The sequence below is a fragment of the Candidatus Tisiphia endosymbiont of Dioctria linearis genome, assembly GCF_964026545.1.
Classification (GTDB): domain Bacteria; phylum Pseudomonadota; class Alphaproteobacteria; order Rickettsiales; family Rickettsiaceae; genus Tisiphia.
Map to the genome: position 1 here is coordinate 492,902 of NZ_OZ032156.1, position 22,982 is coordinate 515,883.

24 protein-coding genes, 1 tRNA gene and 1 pseudogene are annotated in these 22,982 nt (G+C 34.0%); 5 read left to right on the plus strand and 21 right to left on the minus strand.

The genetic code is table 11. The features are described from left to right. Positions 1-46: 46 nt before the first annotated feature. The 8 genes from AAGD42_RS07095 to AAGD42_RS02415 form a co-directional block, all read right to left on the minus strand. Positions 47-172, minus strand: a complete 126-nt coding sequence (locus tag AAGD42_RS07095; RefSeq protein ID WP_410520954.1) for a hypothetical protein — start codon at positions 170-172, stop codon at positions 47-49. 3 nt (positions 173-175) lie between these two features. Further along, complete coding sequence (locus AAGD42_RS02385; protein ID WP_341753118.1) at positions 176-604, minus strand: hypothetical protein; 429 nt, start codon at positions 602-604, stop codon at positions 176-178. Then, a complete protein-coding gene (locus AAGD42_RS02390; RefSeq protein WP_341753119.1) occupies positions 564-1,121 on the minus strand; it encodes a hypothetical protein in 558 nt (185 codons plus the stop codon). The genes AAGD42_RS02385 and AAGD42_RS02390 overlap by 41 nt, the downstream gene beginning before the upstream one ends. A 129-nt stretch (positions 1,122-1,250) precedes the next feature. Continuing rightward, on the minus strand, positions 1,251-2,162 hold the full coding sequence (locus AAGD42_RS02395; protein ID WP_341753120.1) for an Rpn family recombination-promoting nuclease/putative transposase: 912 nt from the start codon (positions 2,160-2,162) through the stop codon (positions 1,251-1,253). Positions 2,163-2,582: 420 nt separating this feature from the next. After that, positions 2,583-3,707: an AAA family ATPase gene (locus AAGD42_RS02400; protein ID WP_341753106.1), complete on the minus strand. Its 1,125-nt coding sequence runs from the start codon at positions 3,705-3,707 to the stop codon at positions 2,583-2,585. A 40-nt stretch (positions 3,708-3,747) separates the two neighbouring features. Further along, positions 3,748-4,836 (minus strand): hypothetical protein, encoded by a 1,089-nt coding sequence (locus AAGD42_RS02405; RefSeq protein ID WP_341753105.1) that lies wholly within the window; start codon positions 4,834-4,836, stop codon positions 3,748-3,750. Positions 4,837-4,859: 23 nt separating this feature from the next. Further along, complete coding sequence (locus AAGD42_RS02410) at positions 4,860-5,615, minus strand: hypothetical protein (RefSeq protein ID WP_341753104.1); 756 nt, start codon at positions 5,613-5,615, stop codon at positions 4,860-4,862. Positions 5,616-5,617: 2 nt separating this feature from the next. Next, complete coding sequence (locus AAGD42_RS02415; RefSeq protein WP_341753103.1) at positions 5,618-6,145, minus strand: hypothetical protein; 528 nt, start codon at positions 6,143-6,145, stop codon at positions 5,618-5,620. 351 nt (positions 6,146-6,496) lie between these two features. On the opposite strand from AAGD42_RS02415, the gene AAGD42_RS02420 reads away from it, so the two are divergent. From AAGD42_RS02420 to AAGD42_RS07100, 4 genes and pseudogenes are all read left to right on the plus strand, one after another. Further along, complete coding sequence (locus tag AAGD42_RS02420) at positions 6,497-6,712, plus strand: hypothetical protein (protein ID WP_341753102.1); 216 nt, start codon at positions 6,497-6,499, stop codon at positions 6,710-6,712. A gap of 28 nt (positions 6,713-6,740) precedes the next feature. Continuing rightward, entirely contained in the window at positions 6,741-6,944 is a 204-nt protein-coding gene (locus tag AAGD42_RS02425; RefSeq protein ID WP_341760757.1) for a hypothetical protein, read from the plus strand. A 50-nt stretch (positions 6,945-6,994) separates the two neighbouring features. Further along, entirely contained in the window at positions 6,995-7,135 is a 141-nt protein-coding gene (locus tag AAGD42_RS02430) for a hypothetical protein (protein ID WP_341760756.1), read from the plus strand. Between the two features lie 2 nt (positions 7,136-7,137). Continuing rightward, positions 7,138-7,917 (plus strand): annotated as a pseudogene (locus tag AAGD42_RS07100) (recombinase family protein); the annotation flags it as partial. A gap of 721 nt (positions 7,918-8,638) precedes the next feature. Here the strand turns inward: AAGD42_RS07100 and AAGD42_RS02435 are convergent. Beyond that, positions 8,639-8,715, minus strand: a tRNA-Asp gene (locus AAGD42_RS02435). Between the two features lie 204 nt (positions 8,716-8,919). Between AAGD42_RS02435 and AAGD42_RS02440 the strand changes: the two genes are divergently transcribed. Then, positions 8,920-10,008: an IS481 family transposase gene (locus tag AAGD42_RS02440; protein ID WP_341753122.1), complete on the plus strand. Its 1,089-nt coding sequence runs from the start codon at positions 8,920-8,922 to the stop codon at positions 10,006-10,008. A 39-nt stretch (positions 10,009-10,047) separates the two neighbouring features. Here the strand turns inward: AAGD42_RS02440 and AAGD42_RS02445 are convergent, their stop codons facing one another. The 12 genes from AAGD42_RS02445 to AAGD42_RS02500 all read right to left on the minus strand — a co-directional run bounded on the left by AAGD42_RS02445 (position 10,048) and on the right by AAGD42_RS02500 (position 22,888). Then, positions 10,048-10,470: an SCO4402 family protein gene (locus AAGD42_RS02445; RefSeq protein WP_341753123.1), complete on the minus strand. Its 423-nt coding sequence runs from the start codon at positions 10,468-10,470 to the stop codon at positions 10,048-10,050. A 12-nt stretch (positions 10,471-10,482) separates the two neighbouring features. Continuing rightward, on the minus strand, positions 10,483-11,064 hold the full coding sequence (locus AAGD42_RS02450) for a hypothetical protein (protein WP_341753124.1): 582 nt from the start codon (positions 11,062-11,064) through the stop codon (positions 10,483-10,485). Between the two features lie 183 nt (positions 11,065-11,247). Further along, positions 11,248-11,769, minus strand: coding sequence for an IS630 family transposase (locus AAGD42_RS02455; RefSeq protein WP_341749620.1), 522 nt, complete (start codon positions 11,767-11,769; stop codon positions 11,248-11,250). Next, positions 11,733-12,104, minus strand: coding sequence for a helix-turn-helix domain-containing protein (locus AAGD42_RS02460; protein ID WP_341749594.1), 372 nt, complete (start codon positions 12,102-12,104; stop codon positions 11,733-11,735). The genes AAGD42_RS02455 and AAGD42_RS02460 overlap by 37 nt, the downstream gene beginning before the upstream one ends. 25 nt (positions 12,105-12,129) lie before the next feature. Then, complete coding sequence (locus AAGD42_RS02465; RefSeq protein WP_341753125.1) at positions 12,130-12,891, minus strand: hypothetical protein; 762 nt, start codon at positions 12,889-12,891, stop codon at positions 12,130-12,132. A 99-nt stretch (positions 12,892-12,990) separates the two neighbouring features. Continuing rightward, entirely contained in the window at positions 12,991-13,305 is a 315-nt protein-coding gene (locus AAGD42_RS02470) for a DUF6980 family protein (RefSeq protein ID WP_341753126.1), read from the minus strand. Beyond that, positions 13,302-14,423, minus strand: a complete 1,122-nt coding sequence (locus AAGD42_RS02475; protein ID WP_341753127.1) for a hypothetical protein — start codon at positions 14,421-14,423, stop codon at positions 13,302-13,304. Before AAGD42_RS02475 ends, AAGD42_RS02470 begins: the two co-directional genes overlap by 4 nt. 99 nt (positions 14,424-14,522) lie before the next feature. After that, positions 14,523-14,834 carry a DUF6980 family protein gene (locus AAGD42_RS02480; protein ID WP_341753128.1) on the minus strand — a complete coding sequence of 104 codons (312 nt, stop codon included), beginning with the start codon at positions 14,832-14,834 and terminating at the stop codon, positions 14,523-14,525. Beyond that, positions 14,821-15,687 (minus strand): colicin E3/pyocin S6 family cytotoxin, encoded by an 867-nt coding sequence (locus tag AAGD42_RS02485; protein WP_341753129.1) that lies wholly within the window; start codon positions 15,685-15,687, stop codon positions 14,821-14,823. The genes AAGD42_RS02480 and AAGD42_RS02485 overlap by 14 nt, the downstream gene beginning before the upstream one ends. Beyond that, complete coding sequence (locus AAGD42_RS02490; protein WP_341753130.1) at positions 15,687-19,427, minus strand: hypothetical protein; 3,741 nt, start codon at positions 19,425-19,427, stop codon at positions 15,687-15,689. The genes AAGD42_RS02485 and AAGD42_RS02490 overlap by 1 nt, the downstream gene beginning before the upstream one ends. A 101-nt stretch (positions 19,428-19,528) precedes the next feature. Next, positions 19,529-21,346, minus strand: a complete 1,818-nt coding sequence (locus AAGD42_RS02495) for a hypothetical protein (RefSeq protein ID WP_341753131.1) — start codon at positions 21,344-21,346, stop codon at positions 19,529-19,531. 60 nt (positions 21,347-21,406) lie between these two features. Beyond that, positions 21,407-22,888, minus strand: a complete 1,482-nt coding sequence (locus AAGD42_RS02500; RefSeq protein ID WP_341753132.1) for an ankyrin repeat domain-containing protein — start codon at positions 22,886-22,888, stop codon at positions 21,407-21,409. Between the last annotated feature and the right edge of the window lie 94 nt (positions 22,889-22,982).

Sequence of the window (22,982 nt, forward strand, 5' to 3'; positions counted from 1 at the left end):
ATATAACCTGCATTAAATAGTCAACTAATTTTATGTTAAAATATGTTTATTTTTTGTTAATAAAAACAACATTCAATAACTCATTGGCATGGGATATGGTTTTGATGGTTAATGCCCCCTTAATTTCATGTGATATTTTAGCAATGTCTCTTTTATTACCTTCTGGAATAATTACTTAGTACCGTGCTGCATAGTTAAAACATCTTCTAATAGCTTTATAGTCAATTGATGAGAAGTTGGTGACGTTGTCGCTCAATGCTCGCCTATTACTTATAGGCGTCGCTCCATCGCTCCTAGCCCCAAATTCTCCTGAACTTTCCTTAACTAATAATACGGTGTAATCATTATTATAATAATTCCGCTCAATTTGTTCTGAAGTAAGTATAGATAAAATATATTTAGGAGAAGATTTATTTACTATGATCATTTCAATATTCGGATTGCATACAGCATCCATAATCTCCCGTTGATAGGGAGCCTTATTAGCTCTCGAACTTCCTGATTCAGCTGAAGATTCACTAGATAATTTTCGGTAACAATCAGCCCATGTGCTTACTAAAAGCTTAAGTGGCGGAGCTACTATCTTCGCTATCCGACTGATCATCGTTTGTCGGTTCAGTTGATAATGATTCATCTGCTGGGTCATGCTGATAGTTGCTTAGCTCTAACAAAGCTTGTTCTATTTCTTGCGAAAGAATATTAACTATTGCTGTAAAGTCATTACTAACTGTCATTAATTGCCTAGCCAAATTAGTTGGTATGTTTAACATTCTTGAGCGAAAGGCTATTATTAATCCTGACCATAATAATTCTACTTCAGTCGCTAAAATATATTTACCCTCCAATATTTCTACCTCAAATTCGACTTTATCAGCCTGGGCTTTTAGTAAGCGTAGTTTTTGAGTAACTACGTTACCATAACTTGACGTACTTTGACCTTGATTTTTTTGCACTAACTTTTTTTGCAAATATTGTTCGTAGTTTTGTATACAACAAGCTAGATTATATTGACCTTCAATTGGAGCAGGTAATATACCAATTTTTACTAATTGTTGAACTCTACGAGTGCTTATATTTAAGTTATGAGCAATGTCTGATGTTTTGTAGTTATTAATATTCATATTGGTACATTATGCAATTAGAAGGGAATTGACAAATTGTCCTCAATATTATACGACAAGAAGATTAAGAAGATGATAACGCCTAACCAATTGTCGATTTTAGAGCAGTAACAGTTTGAGAATCGTAAGTCATTTTAGATTTTCTATTTGAGATTTACTTAACTTAGTGTATTTAATAATTTTTTCCATCGACTCATTGTTTAATAGCATTTCTTTTGCCATAGATATTTTTTCTTCCACTCTACCTTCCACTCTACCTTCCACTCTACCTTCCGCTCTACCTTCCTCTTTACCTTCCGCTCTACCTTTATCCTCAAATTTCTTGATAGTATTAGCTTCTATACGCAGCCATTTGAGATGACCTTCATAGGCCTCTCTTTCTTCGTCAGTAAAGTTCATAACATTTAGCACTGTTAGAGCTTTTTTTAAGGCAATATTGTCCAGTTCTTTAGGCAAATTATCTTTGTTAAGTAGGTCATGTCTTGTTAAAAAAGCTAACCACATATCTAGAGAGTCTTTTACTTTTTTCAGTATATCAGCTAATTCCTCATGAGAATTATCAGTAAACTTATTAAGCTCAATAGTATGTAATTCGAGATCCTTGAAATACAACAAGCCACTATCTTTTTCGACTATATGGAAAACATTGTGATATTTATCTACTTTAGGAATAGAAGTAAAATTAAGTATATGAATACCAATGGCTTTGCTTAAGGTCGAATAGTCCTGAGCTACCTTTAATTGCTCAGTATATAATTTAGTCCAGTAATATAAAGCTCGCTTATCATAATCAGCTTCGTCGCTAATTTGAATCTCAATATTGAACCTTTTGCCATCAACAGATTTGGCTTTAACGTCTAATATTGAGAGTTTATCATTCTTAAAGTTTTTAGGGTTATATGGATTAAGCAAAGTTACCTCTGCCACTTGATCCTCTTGTCCAACGATAGAATTAATCAAGGATATCAGCAAATCCTTATTCTCTTCTACACCAAAGATCTTTTTGAAAGCTAAATCCACGCGAGGAGTTATTTTATCCATATATGCTGCTATTAGTAGTTATTAGTACCTAAGAAGCAGTATAGCACAAAAACTATAAAGCACTAAGTAATATAATGTGAAAAATAGACAATTGGTTAGGCGTTATCCACTATTTTTTCTTCTTTCATTTTTTCCTCAATGATTTTTCAAAGTTTAATCCAGCTAATTTTTGACTCAGGTGAATTACCCCGTAAAATAAATTGGGCTTATTAAAAAGCCCTTTATTTATAAAGGGGGAAAATGCTGCATTATGAAGCTGGCTGCAATCCCTTGATAAATAAGGGCTAGAGAGCAACCCCTTAATGCATTTCTTTTTGTAGTGCAGATGCATTATGGAATTCTCTACAATTGCAGTATTTATAAGGCATTGCGGCTGACTTCATCATGCACTGCACTATGAAATGCATTATGCACTATGCATTATGAGCTGCATTTTAAATTTGTTTTATTTACAGTATTTTCACCAATTTTTTCTAAATCTATTTGCCAGTTATTATTATTTAGTATCTTTTTCTTCCTTCCATCACCATCACATTTGTAATGCGTGGGTGGTATTTGAATATAATTTTTTATTGTTTCTCCAGTTTCAATATTGATGACTTCCTCTTTTTCCATCATCATATTTTCAGTACATATATAACCAAAGCTTGCGTTAACAACACTTGCGAGCTTTATTCCATACTCCTCAGGATTATCAAAAAACTTAATTACTCCTTGAGTAGCAGCAACTGAGCAGTCATCATAAATCGCTCTTCTACCACCTAAATCTATATAATTCTGATATTTTTGAGCAAACTGTTTCATTAGATAAAACTTACCTCTTAAAGCATCTGCCTCAAGTAGTTTAATAATAACCTTAATACGGCGTTCACGTTCGCGATCGTAAAGCTTACCCTTTACTTTATATGCAATACGTTTCTCCATAGGATTTAACTCTTCCCATATACCAGCAACCTTATGAATAATCTTGTTGCCAATCTCCTTGCCATTACGCAATTCAAAAATTAAATGACGATTATTACTATCTATCTCAGGTTTATATAATAATATCCCGCTAGTATAATAACCTCTCAAGCTACTTGCTCCACTAAATGCTTGAAATGGATCATCTTCAAATTGTATACGACTAATTTTTTTAGTATGATGAACAAGAATAATGCCAGTATGAGGATTTATTTTATCTCTCAGTAACTCAATTCTATTTTGCAGAAAAAACATCATGGCATCATTTTCGTTCTCGGTAGAGTCATGTCTACCACCATCAAAACTATTGCGAATAGGGTCAATGGCAATAATATCCGGTGGATGTTCAGGGAAAATCTGTCTAATATGTTTAGCAGCAATATTGACTCCTTGTTCATCGAGCAGTAATCTATTATTAGCTGTAATATGCAAATTAGTTTCTGCCTTATCAAGCAACTCTTTTGGCAGCTGGATATTTTGTAACCTCTCTCGCATATAATGGTAACCAATTTCTGTTTGCAAATAAAATATCCTTAATGGTCTTGCTGGTTTAAACCCAACAAATTCTTTACCTGCTGACATATGAACAAATAGTGATAATAAAAAATCACTTTTACCAACTTTAGGGGCTCCGCCAAAGACTTAATATACCGCTAGGTGTTAAGATTCGTGGAGCAATTATATCCTGTGGCAGTTGACTATGATCAGCTAGAAAATCGCCTAAAGAGAAGCTGATAACTGTATTGGTAATCTGTTGTGGTTGCTGTTTAGGAGTACCATATTTTTCTATATGTACTTTCCATAAGCCATTAACCATCTGCTTTATTTTATCAATTGACCATGCAGGTAATACATTAGCTAGATTATAACTATAGATTTCTTCTATTGCTTTATCTTCGCTAATCAACCCATCATGGCAGCGACGCAGCCAATAACCAATTACTCTAGTTAAATGATTAAACCTAGTTTGTTCTCCTATGCCTCCTTCATAAACCTTTTCAGTAAGTATCTTATTGATTGGTAAAGCGGAAGTGGTTATAAAATTATTATTAGCTAGATTATTGAGTGGTAGTTCCTTAACCAACTGAATTAATGGCTCAAGTTCATATTCTACTGGCGTGTAAGTTCTAATTTTAACTAACTTAGCTATCCCACCTTTATGATAGACTGAACCTGCTACCCTAATTGGTTGATGAGCCGATTTAAAATGAGTATCGCCACCGAAAATATGAGCTATTTGATATCTAAGTTCTAGTAATTGTTTTAACTGATTACCTTCTATCGCTTTAGTTAATTGCCAGTAAACATGGATTTTGGCTAAACCCTCACAGGTAACGCCACCTGATTCAATAATCATAGTAGCTTGACCTAGAGTTTGCTCCAGTAAGAATAACTTACCTTCTACATCACCATCATCAATATCAATCAGTAGTACCTGCATTTGCTTGATGCTGTTACTAGAAGCTTGACCGTACTGTTCAACAATTGCTGGAATGACACAAAAAGCTGCTCGTCTCTGATTAGCTATGTTAGCAAAGTTTAAAGCTTTACTAGTCATAGAATCATCAGCCTTAATCCATATATTAGTCGGTAGTTTATTACTACTACTACCTTTTTCAGCAAAGGAACGTAAGGGTATTAATCCGTCAAGATAACCAAAAACCACCCAAAAATACGTTTGAATATCATCCTTAATCGGCAGAATGTTCATAACTTACCTTCAGTCTTGCAGTCTCAACATTTATTTTGATATGAACATATTTTGCAGTCATAAAATTCTCTGCTGTTAAAGGTTCGTGGCAATAACTCGCCAACTTCAGTAGCACGGATAATATTAACCGCCTTATCACTCATTCTTTGGGCTAGCTCTCCATCAAATGGGATAAGCTCATGATATATATCGCAATTATCTTTATTAATAGCAGTAAATAAGCATGGATTTATAGAAATACCAGCTATGCTTTCCTCCATATAAGCTTGATATAGAGCAATTTGAGCAGCATATAAAGGTTTAGATAATACCAAACCTTTGCGAGCAAGTTCTTTCCATGCTTTATTATTCATTGTTTTAGCCTCCCATAAAGCAGGGCAGTTTATGCCAAGTTGCTTAGGTGCTTTATAAATAATACCATCAATATGACCGGCAATTCTCTTATCCGCTACCTCAAAACCAAATTGCTTACCATGCTGATCTTTGGTAACTAGCTCAAGACCAGCGGCTTTTAACCACCTAATAGCTAATGTTTCAAATAAATGTCCAATGTCAAAGATCCTTAATATTTGACCTCTAAAGTTAGGATTGATTCCTTGCTTGCTGCTGATATACTCATACTGCAATGCTCTAGAGCAAGGTGTTCCCAAACGAGATGCACCAAGATATTTACGAGGTTGCCCAGCTTGCCTTTCAAGCTCTAATGCTTGATCTATTAACTTATTTAGCCGATCGGATATTTGATGATATGTTTTCAGTTGATGATTAAAATCTAGCATATCTACATCCAGCTAGCTAAATCAGTTCTACTATCCATAAATTTAGTATAATCCTTATGGCTGGTATCTATAGCTGATTTAATAACATTTTTTTGATTTCCTAATTTATCAGTTTCAATGTCAATTTTAGCTATAAACTCTAAACCATTTAAATCAGCAAAACTATTAATCCTTCTTGCTAGCTGGGCAGCATCTGAATTATCTTTGTCGCTAAAACCTTTAGCTGAATTTAACATAGAGCGAATAAAGGAGCGTCCTATATCACCCCAGTGGTTATTCTTCTTCTGACTATATAAACCAATCAACCCCCATATTTTGCGTTTTACATATTCACCTTGTAAAATGGTAAACTCGCAATTTAAATAGACAGCTTCGCTTAGCTCATTCTTAGTTGCATAACCGCCAAACCAACCTTGTTCATGGTCATTATAACCACCATCCCTAATCATCAGACTAACCTTAGCAATAGTTCCTTGCGGGATTAAATTAAAATTAATTGGTTCAGCATTGTTAAAATCGTAATAATTCATATAATTTCTCCTTAGTTAATTTTTCTTTAATTAATTATCATATTTGGTTCTATTGTTGATTTTGGTGCTATCCCTGAAGTAATCTTGTTCATAAGATTGCCTAAATGGGCTGGCTCAATCATGGCGAGTTTTCCTGACCGATCTTTGGCAGGATAGCCATAAGGGTTATTAGTCCAGTTAATGAAAGCTCTAGAAAACTCATACTTATTAATACAACTAATTGCTTAAAGTTACCCTTCCCCACAAGTTAATAATTTTATTTTATAAATAACATTAAATACTAGATATCATGCTAAAAACCGTTCCTCTAGATATATTCACATTACAATTAATTTTTATTTAAAGGTTATTATGAAACTATCAATTTGGATAGAAGTAAATAATTTAACAACCGGTAAGGTCACTAAATTATTTAAAGTCTCACCAGCTCACATTTACAAATATCTCTACGAAAAAACCATCCCAAGACCCAAAGTGATGGAAAGAATTTTTTTAGCAACTCATGGAGTTGTTACTCCTAATGATTTTTATGGAATTAGTACAGAACTCTTGGAAAAAAATTACTAGAACAATTAAAATATAAAGTGATAAAAAAATGAGAAAAAATATGAATAAAGATAAAAGAACACCAGAAGAAATATTTAATAATTTAGCATTAACCATTCGTAATTCACATGATCAAGAGATAAGTGAAGAAGAATCAAGAAGGCTAGCAAGAAATTTTATAAGGTTTTGCCAAAGATTTATCGAGATTCGACTTAGAATAGATAAAGAAAAAGAATCGGCAACTAAAGATTGACTTTATTGGGAAACTGGTTAGAATAACAGTTGGAATGACAAACGTTATTTTTGGATGTCAAAATCTCTAGCAAATTAGTATTTAAAGATATTAGTAGTTCGCCATATGGTCTTTCATCAAAAACTACCCATTATGCAGAACATTATAGTATCTTTTACAATAAAAAAATTATCAGAAATAAAGGAGTTTAATAATGACTAACAAAGCGGTAAAGGCAATTATTTTATCGCGTGTTTCTTCTAAAGATCAGGAGGAAGGTTACTCACTTGAAGTACGAAAAGATCGGTTAGAAAAATATTGCGAACGTAAAGGTTTGCATATTATACAAACCTTTAAACTTATTGAATCTTCTACCAAAGGTAATCATAAACATTTTATGGAAATTATCAAATTCATTAAGAAAGAGCGAGAACCTATCGCTTTTGTTGTTGATAAAGTTGATCGTGTTCAAAGAAGCCAAAAAGAATTTCCTATACTAGATGAGCTAGTTAAACAAGGTAAATTGGAATTGCATTTTAACAGTGAAGGTTATGTTATTCACCAGCAGTCAAGTGGTCATGAATTAATGATGTGGGGCATAAGCGTGGTAGTCGCTAAAAGTCATACTGATTTATTAAGTGAAAATGTTAGAAAAAGTTTTAAGCAAAAAATAGAAGTTCATGGGGAGTGGTATGGTTCTGCTCCTATTGGATATTTAAATAAACGGGATGAAAGGGGTAGAGGGATAATAGTAATTGATCCAGTTAATGGTAGTATTATTAGCAAGATATTTGACACCTATGCTACAGGAGCCTATACCTTATCAGAAATGGTAACCAAAGCTAAGGATTGGGGATTGCGTAGTAAGAAGGGCTATCATATTGTTAAGTCAGTTATATATCGCATACTACAAAATCCTTTTTATTATGGAGAAATGAGAGTAAAAGGAGAGTTATGGTTACATCATTATCAAACACTTACTAATAGAGAAATTTTTAAAGCTTGTGAGGCAGTACGTATGGGTTGGCATAAAAAACCTTTTCAATATCGAGGTAAAGAATTTTTATTTAGAGGCATCCTTAAATGTGCCGTTACCGGTAATTTAATTACTTCTGATACTAAGAGTAAAAAATATGAAAATGGCAAAATATCAGAATGGACTTACTTAAGAGCTTGGAGCCCAGAAGATCCTAAAAAGGCTATTTGGGTTAGGGAAGATGAAATATTAAGACAAATTGAGGAAGTATTAAAAACCTTACAAATAAAAAATCCTGAGATGTTAAAACAAATAATGGATTATTTAATAAATGTCAATCAAGGCAATGCTTATGAATTTAACCTTGAAGTTGGCGAATTAAAACAAGAGCATACCGTTATTCAAAATAAACTCAATAGATTGATGGATTTCTTAACAGATGGCACCTTAACTAGAGAAGAATTTTTGCATAAGAAAGCTCAATTAAAGGAAAGACAATATGAATTAACTGAATTAATTAAGAGTTATGACAAAGTAGATGATAAGCTTTCTAAAAAGCTTGCAGACCTTATATGTATCAGCAGAAACGCCTATGAAACTTTTAGAGGTTCGACAATTGCTGAAAAAAGGGAATTATTAAATTTTATATTTTCGAACCTAACACTCGAGGGCTGTAAGATGCATTACGTTCTGGCTTTTCCATTCGCAGAAATGCAAAAAGTAGCAAGTTGTGCCGAATTGGCGGGAGTGACGGGACTCGAACCCGCGACCTTCTGCGTGACAGGCAGACGCTCTAACCAACTGAGCTACACCCCCTTTATTAATATCTATGGCATATAGACAAGTTGCAATATATATAAAGTCAACTCTTCTGTCAAGAACTCATCAGCAACTTGTCAGGCATTGCCTAAAAACAGTTGACAAGATATCTGAAGGTTTTAAAAAATAATAATTAGTTGAAGTAGTTGAGATTTAATCTTACATTTAGTAAAATAAACAAATTATTAAATGGAGATTAAAATGAATTTAAATCAGAAAATAATAAGACCAAAAATAGGATTACTTGAACTAGCAAAAAGCTTAGGAAATGTATCTAGTGCATGTAAAACAATGGGGTATAGCAGAGATAGTTATTATAGATTCAAGGAATTATATGAGAATGGTGGCGATGAAGCCTTGTATGAAATAAGCCGTAAGAAACCCATATTGGCTAATAGAGTTGATCCTATTGTAGAGAAAGCGGTATTAGACATGGCAATAGAGTACCCCGCTTATGGTCAACTTCGTGTATCGAACGAATTAAAAAAAGATGGGATTTTAGTATCTCCCGGCGGCATTAGATCTATCTGGCTTAGGAACGATCTCAATAATCTTAAGAAACGGCTAGTAGCTTTAGAAACTAAAATGGCTCAGGATGGCATTATACTTACGGAAGCTCAATTACGTGTCTTGGAGAATCGTAAGAATCTTAAAGAGGCACATGGGGAAATAGAGACAGAACATCCAGGCTATCTTGGTTGTCAAGATGTTTACTATGTTGGCAACTTTAAAGGAATAGGTAAGGTTTATGGTCAAACTTTTATCGATAGATATTCCAGGGTGACGGATGCCAAATTATACACAGACAAAACAGCTATAACCTCTGCTGATATGTTAAATGATAGAGTTCTACCTTGGTACGAAGAACAAGGTATTCCTATACTACGTATATTAACTGATCGTGGTACTGAATATAAAGGAAATATAGAACATCATGCCTTTGAATTGTTTTTAAGTATTGAAGGAATAGAACACACCGTTACAAAAGCATATTCCCCTCAAACTAACGGGATATGTGAGAGGTTTCATAAAACCATGAAAAATGAGTTTTATGATACTGCAATGCGTAAAAAGATTTACAATTCACTTTTTGAATTGCAAAAAGATCTTGATACCTGGTTACATTATTATAATAACGAACGTCCTCATTCCGGCAAGTATTGCTATGGTAAAACTCCAATGCAAACCTTTAAAGATAGTAAAAAATTAGCGTTTGAAAAAAATAATGATATCTTGTATCTTGAACACTTATCTGACAGTCAAAATTTATCTGACAATCTAATAAGTTAATTTATGGGGTCTGTAAGATTAAATCTTGACTTCTACACTTTAACTATTTGCTATTTCGGAAAAATGATATTTTTTATCATTTCTATCCATCAATTCATACATCTCTTTGGCTCCAATATAAACTTTAGACCATTCTGGGTGATTTAAATAATCTGAATTTGTTTCATTAGTATGTAGTGATATTGAATCTATTAAATCTCCAAACCATTTACAAAATTTATAGATTTGCTGTGCTTCATCCTCGTCATATAATATTTCACCAATGTTGCTTTCTTTATATTTATCCAAATCACAACTATCGTATAATGTGTTTATTACATAATATGTCAAACTATCACTATAAGGATGAGGATATTGCTCGTCCACCCATTCTTTCATTTGCCTATCATAATCGGCTAAATCTTCAAATGAACCTTTAACTTCCATGCGAAGTTGAGGATATAATAGAAATTTTGTTGTCATTAATATTACCTCTTAATCTGGTTTATGAAAACTTTTCCATTTAGCCCATTGATCTGCTGGAATATGGGCATCTGGGTGTTTTGTTGGCTCTTTTATTTGCATATTTAAATCAAAACCGTGTTCTGCATTTCTTTTCCCAACATCAAACATAGCCCGATCCATCTTATACACGCCACCAGTTACCTCATCTTTAAAGATATAATTGTTACCAGTATGATCAACAACTTTACCATTATAACTTATTGCTACATGGTCAACTTGCTGGGTTACGTACTTAGCAGCTGGATTTCCCTTATCTATTCTAATACTATCCCCACCTTTTTTCCATTTTAATCCATCCATCTTATTATTATAAACTGCTACGCCCAATTCTCCTGGCACTTTTTTAGCTAAATCTGAAAGTTGAGACCAATTTTCATATTGTTTAAGATATGTAGTATATTGTTCTAGTTTAAGGTCTACAGGTTTTGTAATACCGGTAACTGTCTCAATACGTTTTTGTAATGGTAGATCACTAGCTACATTTGATGCCCCTAATTTCACTTCTCCAACTTCAGAAGTTGGTAATTCTTGCTCAACTTTATTAGCAAGCATCGAAGTTTTTTCTACAATTTTAGTTTTAGCAGTAATATCACTGTGGGTTGGAAGGTGTGGTTCTTTTGGTAGTCCAGATGTTTCTGGGGTTTCTAAATTAATTGCTTTTCCTTCTATAATTTTATGCTTTGGTGCCGGATCTTTTAATATCTTGTTGCCACCACTATAGTAAAAGCAGTTAAGTTATGTTACAGCAAAGAATGCACAAATGGTGTTATACAATTCTTGTGAAAGCCCGATTTTTTGTTTAATCCACCTTTTCATATTAGCCCAAAATTTCTCTATTGGATTTAGGTCAGGAGAGTAAGGTGGTAAAAATATTACCCTACATCCTACTGATTCTATTAAATCTTTAGTCTTCTTAGACTTATGAAAAGCAGCATTGTCTAAAATCACAACTTGACCAGCTATAAGCTCTTTTATCAAAAATTGCTCTACCCAATTATTAAATAGTTCGGTATTACAGGTGCCATTGAATACAAAAGGGGCTATAGATTTATTACCTACCAAACCTGCTATAATATTCGTCCTTTGGTAATACTTCCCACTCTTCTTTGCTTGTAGTGTTTGACCTTTCTTTCCCCAACCTCTATCTTGGGTAATGTTCATCTCTATTCCGCTCTCATCTATATACACAAGCGCATCTGTAGCTAGATCTTTGATATCTTCTAAATACTTACATCGCTTTTCAGCATTAGCTTCCACATAGGTAAAGGCTTTTTTTTATAACTAAATCCCAATTGTCTTAGCCAATATCTTGCCCCACTAGCGCTTATCCCAAATTTCTTACCAATATCTTCCGTTTTGCTATTAGGATTTTCTTCTACATACTTGATAAAATCATCCATTTCTATACTAGGCTTTGCTCCTTTATACTTCCTTGCTTGATAATGACCTTCTTTCTTATACCTTACATGCCATGTATTTACTGTTGTAGGGCTCAATTGAAAAACTCTAGATGCTGACCTTTGACTATTTCCTGCTTCTAGATATTTTATTACTTTTTCTCTTAAATCTATACTGTATGGGCTAGTTGACATTTTTCATTTTATATTATCACAATCACTAACATAACTCAACTGCCTTTACTATAACAGTAGGTAAAGCAACTCTTGTCGGTACAAGATATGTAGGGTCAGTCTCACCTAGCAATTTAGTACCAGTAGCTTCTTTCACTGCTAGGTTAATTAGTGGATTAAAGAGTAATCTCACTCCTAATACTTCTATATTTTTTTGTCCTTCTGCCTCAGGGAATCGTTTTTTATGTTCTTCTATTATTTTTGCACCATATTCATCTGGTCCAAAGAAAATATATTTTGTACCACTTGTTACTGACCTAAATGCGGTTCTTAGCTCATCATCGCTTAAGTTTTTAATATTGCTTTCCTCTACTGATATGTCAGAAATAGCTACCGTTCTTGAAGTAGTCGGCAGTGATTGCTCTCTAACCATTATGTCTAATGGTGGTATTGGTGGTGTTATCTTGTTTGCAGGATTAGTGGCAAGTAACTTTGTTATCCCCTCTTCAGTCCATTTAAACTCGGCTGATTCAGCAACTGGCTTGTTGCTAGCTGGTATGTTTGGGGCAAATGGTTGATTATCCTTAGCCTGTCCCCCACCTATTATAGCATATTTTTGTTCAACCACTAATTGGGTTTTTAGTGAAATTTTAACTATATTATCGTGGACTTTGCCAGCAAAGATTGAATCGTTGTAGATATGTTGGTTTAGATGCTGAGCAAATTCCCCAAAATCTTTTATTGGTCTGCCTTCTTTGATGGCGTCACTTTGTTCTTTTTTGTAAAGTACTTGCGAAATATGTAACATCGCTTGCAGATCAGCTTTACTATCACCATTTGCCTCAGCCTGGGTTATTTCGTCTTCTAAATTTTGGAAGAGGTTTGTCTAAAATTGCTTTTTACTGCACTATAATCCTCGCTTCTTCCACCATTCATCGGTCCAAAATTCGGCTGGTACCTTTTCTCTATCATTTTCAGTGGGGTCTTCTATTCCATATTCACTACTTAAAATATCATACCATTCATCCCACAACTCCCTTGGTAGCTTAGTTCCACACCAAGGACAATATTGTATACTATAACCAGTTGCCTCTCCATGAATTGTTAAATAATCTCTTTCTCTTGGATAATAATTAATAATTGAATCTTCGGTACGTTCGCAATAAAAAGTTATTGCTCGACCATTTTGTTTGCTTGGAAAGTCTTTGCAGCAAAATTTCATATTAAATGCTCCAGTTTAGGATGTATTCTCATATCCCCTTGTCTATATATTTTTCCAGTTACAGGATCTTTTGAACCAATATACCGAGCTTTATGATCATATATTTCAATATCTTTATGTTTCATATCCCAACGATAATATTCTTTATTTTTGCCAGTGCCACCATTAGTTCTAAATTCATCTTTAAAGTTTTGAGAGCTTTTCCATTCAGGACTCTCTTGTTTTTCACATTCATAGCGATTTGACCCATCTTTCTTTTTAAAATGGGAGAATTCATCATCAGGATCATTATCATTTGGATCTGATGGCATAAAGGAAGTAGCAGACACCTTCTGCTGTTGTTTGCTTGTAGATGGTTTATTACTATTATCATCATGTTTTCTTTTTTCAAAGTCATTTTGTTGTTGTGGGTTCATTATATTCATTACACTTTCTGGCTTTACAGCAAGTGTAAGTGCAATTTTAAGAATTTGACCGGAAGATCCATCACCTATATTTTTAAACAACCATGCTACCAATGCATTTTTAGGAATATCCGTAATTGCATTAACTGCCGCAATTCCTCCAAAAGCAGTTCCAGTTGCTACAGCACCCTCCCCACCAGTCGCTATCCCAGCTGCTATCATAGGAGCAGGACAAGCCTGTGCCTCTGATATACCAAATAATTCTTTCGCTATTTCTACCAATCGTTGTTTTAAATTATCATATCCTCCATGCTCCTCTATTTTCTGGTTGATTTCTGGGTTATCTTGAATAATCTTCTGTAACTTAACATCTAGCTCATCCTTAGTTTGATTAGGTTCTTCACTATGTTCAGGATGAGCTGGAAATTCAGTGTGGTCTCTAGTTTTAGCAACTTGTTGTTCCTTAGCTGCTACCCCCTTAGCCTGTTCAATTTTGTCTCCCCCGCTTATTATAGCATATTTTTGTTCGACCACTAATTGGGTTTTTAGTAAAATTTTAACTATATTATCGTGGACTTTGCCAGCAAAGATTGAATCGTTGTAGATATGTTGGTTTAGATGCTGAGCAAATTCCCCAAAATCTTTTATTGGTCTGCCTTCTTTGATGGCATCACTTTGCTCCTTTTTGTAAAATACTTGCGAAATATGTAACATTGCTTGCAGATCAGCTTTACTACTACCACTTGCTTCCGCCTGGGTTATTTCGTCTTCTAAATTTTGGAAGAGGTTTGTTGCAAATTGCTTCTTACCGCATTATAGTCCTCGTTTTTTCCACCATTCGTCGGTCCAAAATTCAGCTGGTACTCTTTCTTTTTCTGAATTTCTAGGATCTGTAATATTATATTCTTTTTCTAGAATATTCCACCATTTGTCATATGATACTTTCTCAGGTAATTTAGTACCACACCAAGGGCAAAAATCTATTTCTTGTCCTATATGCTTATCAACCTTTATTAGATGTGAACGGTTCATTGGATCATAAATAATAATCCTTTCTTTTTCCTTCATATGAAAACTGAATTGAGCACAACAATAATATTGTGCTTTTATTTTACCATATTCCAAGTTTCCTCCCTTTAACTGCTTCTTTATATAATTCTCCAGTTTTTGGATTTATTGAGCCTTGATGACAACCATTACTATCATATATTTCTATATCATTATGAGTATGATCCCATTCGTAAAATCTCTGTTTATTTCCACTCAGTCCGTTAGTTTTAGTTTTTCCTTTGTAAGGTTTTAACTCCTTCCATATTGGACTTTCAGATTTTTCACAATTTTGTTTTCTTGATGTCTTATCCTCCTCATCATCAGGTTCAAAATCATCCGGATCAAGATTAGGCATGAAGCTGCTAGAGGTGGCAGTTTTCTGCTGCTGACTAGTAGTATCAGATGATTTACCTCTATCATCATGTTTTCTTTTTTCAAAGTCGCTTTGCCAATTGTTTCCATCACTTTCACTAGCTAATTTAGATGCTGTGAGAGATAAAATTAAGGCTGCACCACCATATTTAATTATTTCAGCCACCGGTATTATTAATGGAAGAGCAGCTTCTGCTTCATTTACTCCAAATAATTCTTTAATACCACTAGTGATGTTTCCCCACCAATCTTGTTCCTGCAGTTGGTCATGACTGGATGTGGTATATTCTACTAATTGTTCTTTAAGTTCCTTATAACCTATTTTGTTAATTTTCTCAGCATATTCTGGTTTATCTTTAACAAATTCTTGAATAATCTTCTGTAACTTAACATCTAGCTCATCCTTAGTTTGACCAGGTTCTTCACTATGTTCAGGATGAGCTGGCAGTTCAGTGTGGTCTCTAGTTTTAGCAACTTGTTGTTCCTTAGCTGCTACCCCCTTAGCCTGTTCAATTTTGTCTCCCCCACTTATTATAGCATATTTTTGTTCGACCACTAATATTGATAGTTATATTTATCACTACTAGTTTCAAAGGTAAAATTAGCGGCAGTAAAATCGACATCTTTCGCTGTCATCTTCACGCCTTGAAAACGAATATCATCTTTAACATGGGCAATGATCGTTTCACCATTAATAATATTATCTACGGCTACGGTAGAACAGGTCATTTCTTCACTCTGACTGGCAGATAAATAGGCATACAAACCAACATTTACTGCATTAGTTGGTAACATGGCTAATGATTTATATGCATCGTAGGCTTTAAAAACTCGATCAAGATTATCAACAACATGGCTACCTTTCTTGGTAACCAACATTTTAACTTTATCTATAACGTTAGTGACATTTTGCTTAACAGCAAGCTTTATCCCTAATTCAGCATGCTGCTCAATATGTTTGGCGATAGTCTCAGTATCATAGGTTTTTGCTTGCCAGTTACGTGCTTCTACTTGAATAATTTTAGCAGATATATCCGAAGAGATTTGCTCAAATGTTCCGTCTTTTGCCATAATAGTTAGGGCATTAGAGGCTACTAATTCAGAAGAATTTAAATGCTGGTCCCATAATTTCTGCTGATCACTATCTACAGTTGCTGCTGCTCTAAACCCACCTTCACTCTTACCTTTGTGGTAAAAACCAACCTTAAAACCAGATTCACTACAGAAAATTAGTGATTTATCAGTATATTTTGAGGCTTCTAGCTTTAAACCATTGGGTACTACTAGATGAATATCCTGCCCAATAATCTTGCTGCCTAGAATATGCATTTGCCCACCAACTATTCCATAGAAAGTACCACCAGCACAGATAATAGTTGGTACGCTATCATGCCCTTCATTAAACTCTCTGACATTTTTGGTGCTATTAAATGTCATCGAATTACCATCAGATGACCATAGACTATAGGATTTCTTGTGATAGTCATGGATATGCAGATTATAGCCATCTTTGACAGTTAGGTTACCGCCAACTTGCATTAATATATCCTGTTCAGCAAAAATCTGGGCAGTTTCTATAGTAGCATCCTGATCAATAACAATCCTCTGATTACCAGCATTGATCACCGTTGGCAAAACTGTTTCAGTGTGATCATGACTAGTCCAGCTATTTCTACCTCCAAACAACTTCTTCTTGCCTTTAAATTCCACCTGCTTATCAAATATATCTTTCACATGACCAATTTTTAAGTCTTCGGCATGCAGATTCATCTCTTCTACTTCAATTAAGGTGCTAATAAATCCCACAGCTCTACCTGCATCTATATTTAATATGCTGGCATTAATTTCCGATACTACATGCTTTATAGCGGTCTCACTGGTAGTAGTTTTGCCAGCATGATGACAATAGCTGGTCATTAAGGCAATAGGTAGTACCTTGATATTATTCTGACTGACTATTTGAAAATGATCTTTTATAGTGATTAAGCTACCGATAACTTCAATATTATTTGCCATCATATAAGCATTTTCTGCTCTCAGAACTGATTGTTTGATGACTGGTTCTTTAAAGTTAAAGGTTAAATCTTTCCCAAAAAAGGATTTCCATTTGATAGTTTTATTGACCTCTATCTCGTCAGCTGATAGCTTAATATCACCATCACTGCTTTTTAGTCCTAACTCACCACTTGCCTGAATTGTGCCATGTACTTCAATGTCACCTGATGCCCCGAAAAATAAATTTTGTCCAGTAACATGTACATGATCGGTAACGTGGCGTTCATACATTTTAGTCTTACTGCCAAACCAACTAAATTTTCTAATAAAATACTGCTCTACCTTAGGAATACCAAAGAATATCTTCCCTGAATCCACATACACTGCCATTACTTCATAAGGAAAATCTACGTCACGTTCTATGGTTACATCACCTTCTCTCTGCCTTAAATCTACTCGCTTGCTGCTATAAGGATAGAATAAATCAATCTTACCCTTACCAAGATCAATTTTAGTGATTTCTGAAAATTCTAACCTAGTAGGAACTATTTGGTCATTTACAATCATATCATATAATTCTGGTGCCTTAAGCCATGGTTTTAATGCTTGTAAACTAGCATGCCGGGCAGCCGATTCCTTAATAAACGATTGATCCATTATGTAATCTGCTTTTAAGCTACCTGAATTAGCTCTTAATAATACCCCTACGCTTTTGAGATAACTTCCAGCATCAATATCTATTGCTCCAGCTTCAATCTTGCTAATGACGGATTTGATACCAAGATCATTAAATCCACCACTAAACATCGTAGCATTGTATAATGATAATGGCAGTAATTCTAAACCATCTTTCGTCTTAATAATTACCTGATGATCTTTAGCACTTAACCTGCTACCAATTATTGCTCCAGTATGTGCATCAATAATAATGCTTTGAGGGTTTTGCTCAGCTATTGCCTGAAAAATGCTAAGATCAATTTTACTACTATTAATTAAATGGTACTGAAACTCATTAGAAGAAGGGCTACTGTAACCTCTAGCATCTACTAAACCAAGTGCTTCTATTTCTTTAAATGGGAAGCCACATCTTACTAGCAAGTTGCCATTACTATCTCTAGCACTAGAATTATATAAGAATAAATTAGTCGGAAACTGGCTTAATGATATATCACTATTAATTGCTAGATAATTAGCTATGCTTCTAAAAAATAAATTATTATCAGATAAAATTTTACTACCATCAATAGTAATATTTTTCTGAGTATCGGTAAACATTTGAGAGGCAAAGACTTGAGAGTTGCTGAACGTTACGCTCCCTTCAGCATAATTGACTAATAATCTACTAATAATGGATGAATCACTAACTGAAATATCTTTACCCACCATATTTTCCATTTGATGGTTGGCAATATTAGAGTTTACTATTCTTAAATCTTGACCAGCTTGATTAGTAACTTGCTGACCAATAATATTAGATTTATCTACTCCAATATCCCTACCCGCCACATTTTCCATTTGACGACTGGCAATATTAGACTCCACTATTCTTAAATCTTGACCAGCTTGATTAGTAACTTGCTGTTCAATAATATTAGATCTAACAATACCAATATCTTTCTGAGATTGGAAACTACTAGTCTGTCCAGAAATATTACTATCAGTTACATAAACATTATTACCTCTATAACTTTGATCAGTTGCCTGGATATTAGAACTATCTACTCCAATATCTCTACCCGCCACATTTTCCATTTGACGACTGGTAATATTAGAGTCCACTATTCTTAAATCTTGACCAGCTTGATTAGTAACTCGCTGTTCAATAACATTAGATCTAAGAATATCAATATCTTGCTGAGCTTGTAAACTACTAGTCTGTCCAGAAATATTACTATCGGTTAGATAAACATTATCACCTCTATAACTTTGGTCAGTTGCCTGGATATTAGATGTATCGACTCTAGTATCTCTATCACTGACAACCTTTAACAGACGGCTACTTACCTGTGAATTACTAACCGCAATATCTCTACCCGCCACATTTGCCATTTGATGGCTGGTAACATTAGACGCCACTACCATTAAGTCTTGACCAGTTTGATTAGTAACTTGTTGAACCATAATATTAGTTCTAATAATACCAATATCTTTCTGAGATTGGATACTACTAGTCTGCCCAGAAATATTACTATCCATTATATAAGTATTATCACTTCTATACCTTTGATCAGTTGCTTGGATATTAGATTTATCTACTCCAATATCCTTACCACTGGTCATTTCTAATAGAGCCGATTGCATCGATGAAGCTCTCAGCATAATATCACCATTCTCACTGACAATCACAGTCTTACTGGTGGTAACATTACTACCAGTTTGGATATAATGTCCTATTGTGTGAGCTAAAATTGAATAGCATTGATGATAGTATCTCGTATGTAAGAGTCTGTCTTAGAATAGGTAACTAAACTATTGGTATTAAGATGAGCACTAATGTCAAGACTTCCCCCAATAGCTAAAAGTTTGATTTGTTCAGATGTGAGTGAGCCTCTTGCTGATAATACGCCAAAGAGGCTATATAACTCAATATTACCATCGATAACTTTAATATTGCCATGAAAGCTTAAACCTTGACCAGCCCTGATAGTTAAAAAATCTTGCATTGCACAATTAATACCAGCAATAATTTGGCTAGTAGATAAAGCTCTATCCATTGATTGAACTAAGCTAATTTTTCCAGTAGCTTTTTCAATAACTATATTATGATCAAATCCAGCAAAAAAACCATCAATGCTAATGTGAGATAGATACTGAACATTAATTTGAATTAAATTATATTTACTATCAATAGGCTGGCAAATAATCTGCCCAAGTTTCACACTACCACTAATATTAAAACTATTTAGCTTGGTTAAAATTGCATCTATTTCAACTTTCTTATTACCAGCATTCTGAATGTGCAAACCAAAATAACCATCTCTATCAGAACTAATATTATCTCGTCTGGCATCAAGATTAAGATTTAGTTTGATAAATTTTCCTTTATAATCGCTGAGGATAACTATATGACTCCTTCCTTCACTATCTAGATCAAATAGTTCGGTAGGTCCTTGAAAATTAGCTGTGATATTACCTATTAACCACAAACTATCAATTATCGTGGTTTTAGCAGAATGTTTACCAAAAAATACTTTTCCTTGAGCCGCTTGATATTTTAAATGTCCTATTCTTGATTCGTTGAGATTTAATTGTAGGCAATTAATGATTTCCACCTGCTCAGCTATTAAAATGCCTGGAATATCGATGACACTGGCTCCTTTAATATTGATCTTGTCAAATTTAACGATACCATATGGCATCTCGATCTTTTTCTCAATTGCTCGACTCACATCAATATTTAGGTCTAGCCCTTGAAACCTACCATCACCATCAGCCTTAAATTCAATGAATGAATAAACATCAATATAGACCTTGCCTATCGGTGAGATAAATGATCCAATATTAGCTATTTCTGACTTAACAATAAACTCAGTACTAAGATTCTGAAAATTAGATAATTCTTCTATTTCTTCAGCTATTAATTTGCAAACTCCACTACCATACTTAACATTCTTAAGCGATAGGGTTTTTACATTTTCGCAAGAAAAATTAGTTATAATAGCAACATTTTCTAAACAAACTCTTAGTGGCTTAATATTTTCTGGTATAATTAGAGTGCCGATGACCGCTCTTGCCTCATCATTACCTTTTATTGTTAGCTCACTATTTAAACCATGTAATTCAACAGATAAATTATTTTTTACCCTACCACCTATCCAGGTAAGTTTATTACAGAAAAAATCAGCATTCAAAGCCTGACAATTTCTAAAAGTAACAGAATTGTTATTATGTTCGTCTTGTTGAATTACCAAAAACCTATCACCATCCCGATAAAACTTATTATCACTAACTGTAATACTACGAAACTGCCTGAAATCTGCATCTTCAACAGACAAACTACTACGGTTGAGGTTTTGGGTAAGAATTACTAAATCGGCAGGAGGACCTGTAAGTGTAGTAGTACTATGCCAATATAATGGCTTATTATCTCGTGAGAAAGGTAAGATACAATAAATAGTATCAGTAGGGTCTATTAAATTATTATAAATCCTTATATAATCAATATCTTCATTATGTAACTCTAAAACTGCTTTGTCGCTACTTACATAGAAATCAAACATCTCGCTACTACCCCACTATCTCAAAAGTTATTAAAACTACTTTTGAGATAGTGAATAAATTTAATTAAGCTCTGTATGAGTACTATCCCCCATCAAATCTTGCTGATAGAACATAGCTAGTATCCCTGCATAATGTTCTACAGCTAAATCGATTGGTGTATGACCGCTAGTATCTGATACATGAATATCAGGATGGTGTTTTAAAAGAACCTCCGCTAACTGGGATTTTTCTGCAAAATCTGCTGAATTCTCTAACAATATATGAAAAACTGTTTTACCTTCACTATTCTGTTTATTAACATCAATATGATTTTTTTCTAAAATCTCTGTGGCTAATTGATGGTTATTATTTTTACAAGCAAGATGCAGTAAATTATTACCATTATTGTCTGCTAAAGATTCTACAAGCGATATAAACCCAGAATCCTCAAGTAACTTCTCGATTACCTTACTATTCTCTATTTGAGCTAAATTGGCTAATAAACTAGGTTGCAACTTAATTAATTTTACGGCAATATTAGCTTGTGCTTTATCTGCTGACAATTTAACCACTGACATTAAATCACTGGTTTTTAATAACAATTTAGCAATCTCTGTTTTATCTTGTTCTAATGCAAGATACAAAGCAGGTTTATTGTCACTTATTACTAGTTCTGCACTATCAGCATTTAAAGCAACTAAATCCTTAACCATCTGTAAATTATTTTCTGCCAAAGCCTTTTGCATAACTATTTTACTATCAGCTCCCTTATTCAACAAAGCGTCTGCTATTGCCAGCTTATTTTGTAACAAAGCATGGTATAAAGGACTATTACCTTGGGCTTCTAATTTATTTAGTAGTTCCGGATTAGTTTCTAATATCTTAGTAACGTTCTTTCCATAATTTTTGCTAATAGCATTTTTTAACTCAAGCTCAAAATTTGCTCCAAACTTTTTCAGCAACTCTATCCCTGGCTTATCATCCGTTAGCACAGCTAGTTGTAACGCAGACAATCCCTTGGTTGTTAGTTGATTGATCGCCTGAGGATTAGATCGTAATATTTGTTCTGCCGCTTTATAGCAACCATGCTTTAATGCCAATTGTAATAGGCTGTAACCTGAATAGCTAACCTGGCTTAATTCTGCTTTATGACTAAATATTTTGTCAAGCATCACCGCGTCATCTTTTAGTACCACATCTAATAGCGATTTAGTAAAATCTTGCCCCGTGGCAAACATTTTATTAATGAAATTGTTATTACCTGAATTCAACACTAACTTGAAGATAGTTAGGTTGGCATTGCTAATATTGAAATCAATTTTATTAGCTATTAACAAATCAAATAAAGCAACATCATTTCTGCTTAAAGCTAACTGGGTCAAAGATTGACCATTTTTATGTACATAATGCGGATCAAAACCATATTGTTTGATAGCATTAATTACTGAAACAGAATCTGCATCACTACTATCCCAAAGTTTCTGTAGAATATGAGCTTTTTGTTTAGCATTTAATGCCTTAATATTATTACCAATTTGGAAACTATTTATCTGGCTTTGCAAACTATTCTCCTGTGACTGCAACCCTGCTATCTTTTGCTGTACTTCGGTAATTTCCCGATTTTTCTGAGCGATTTCTTGAGTCTTTTGAGAAACT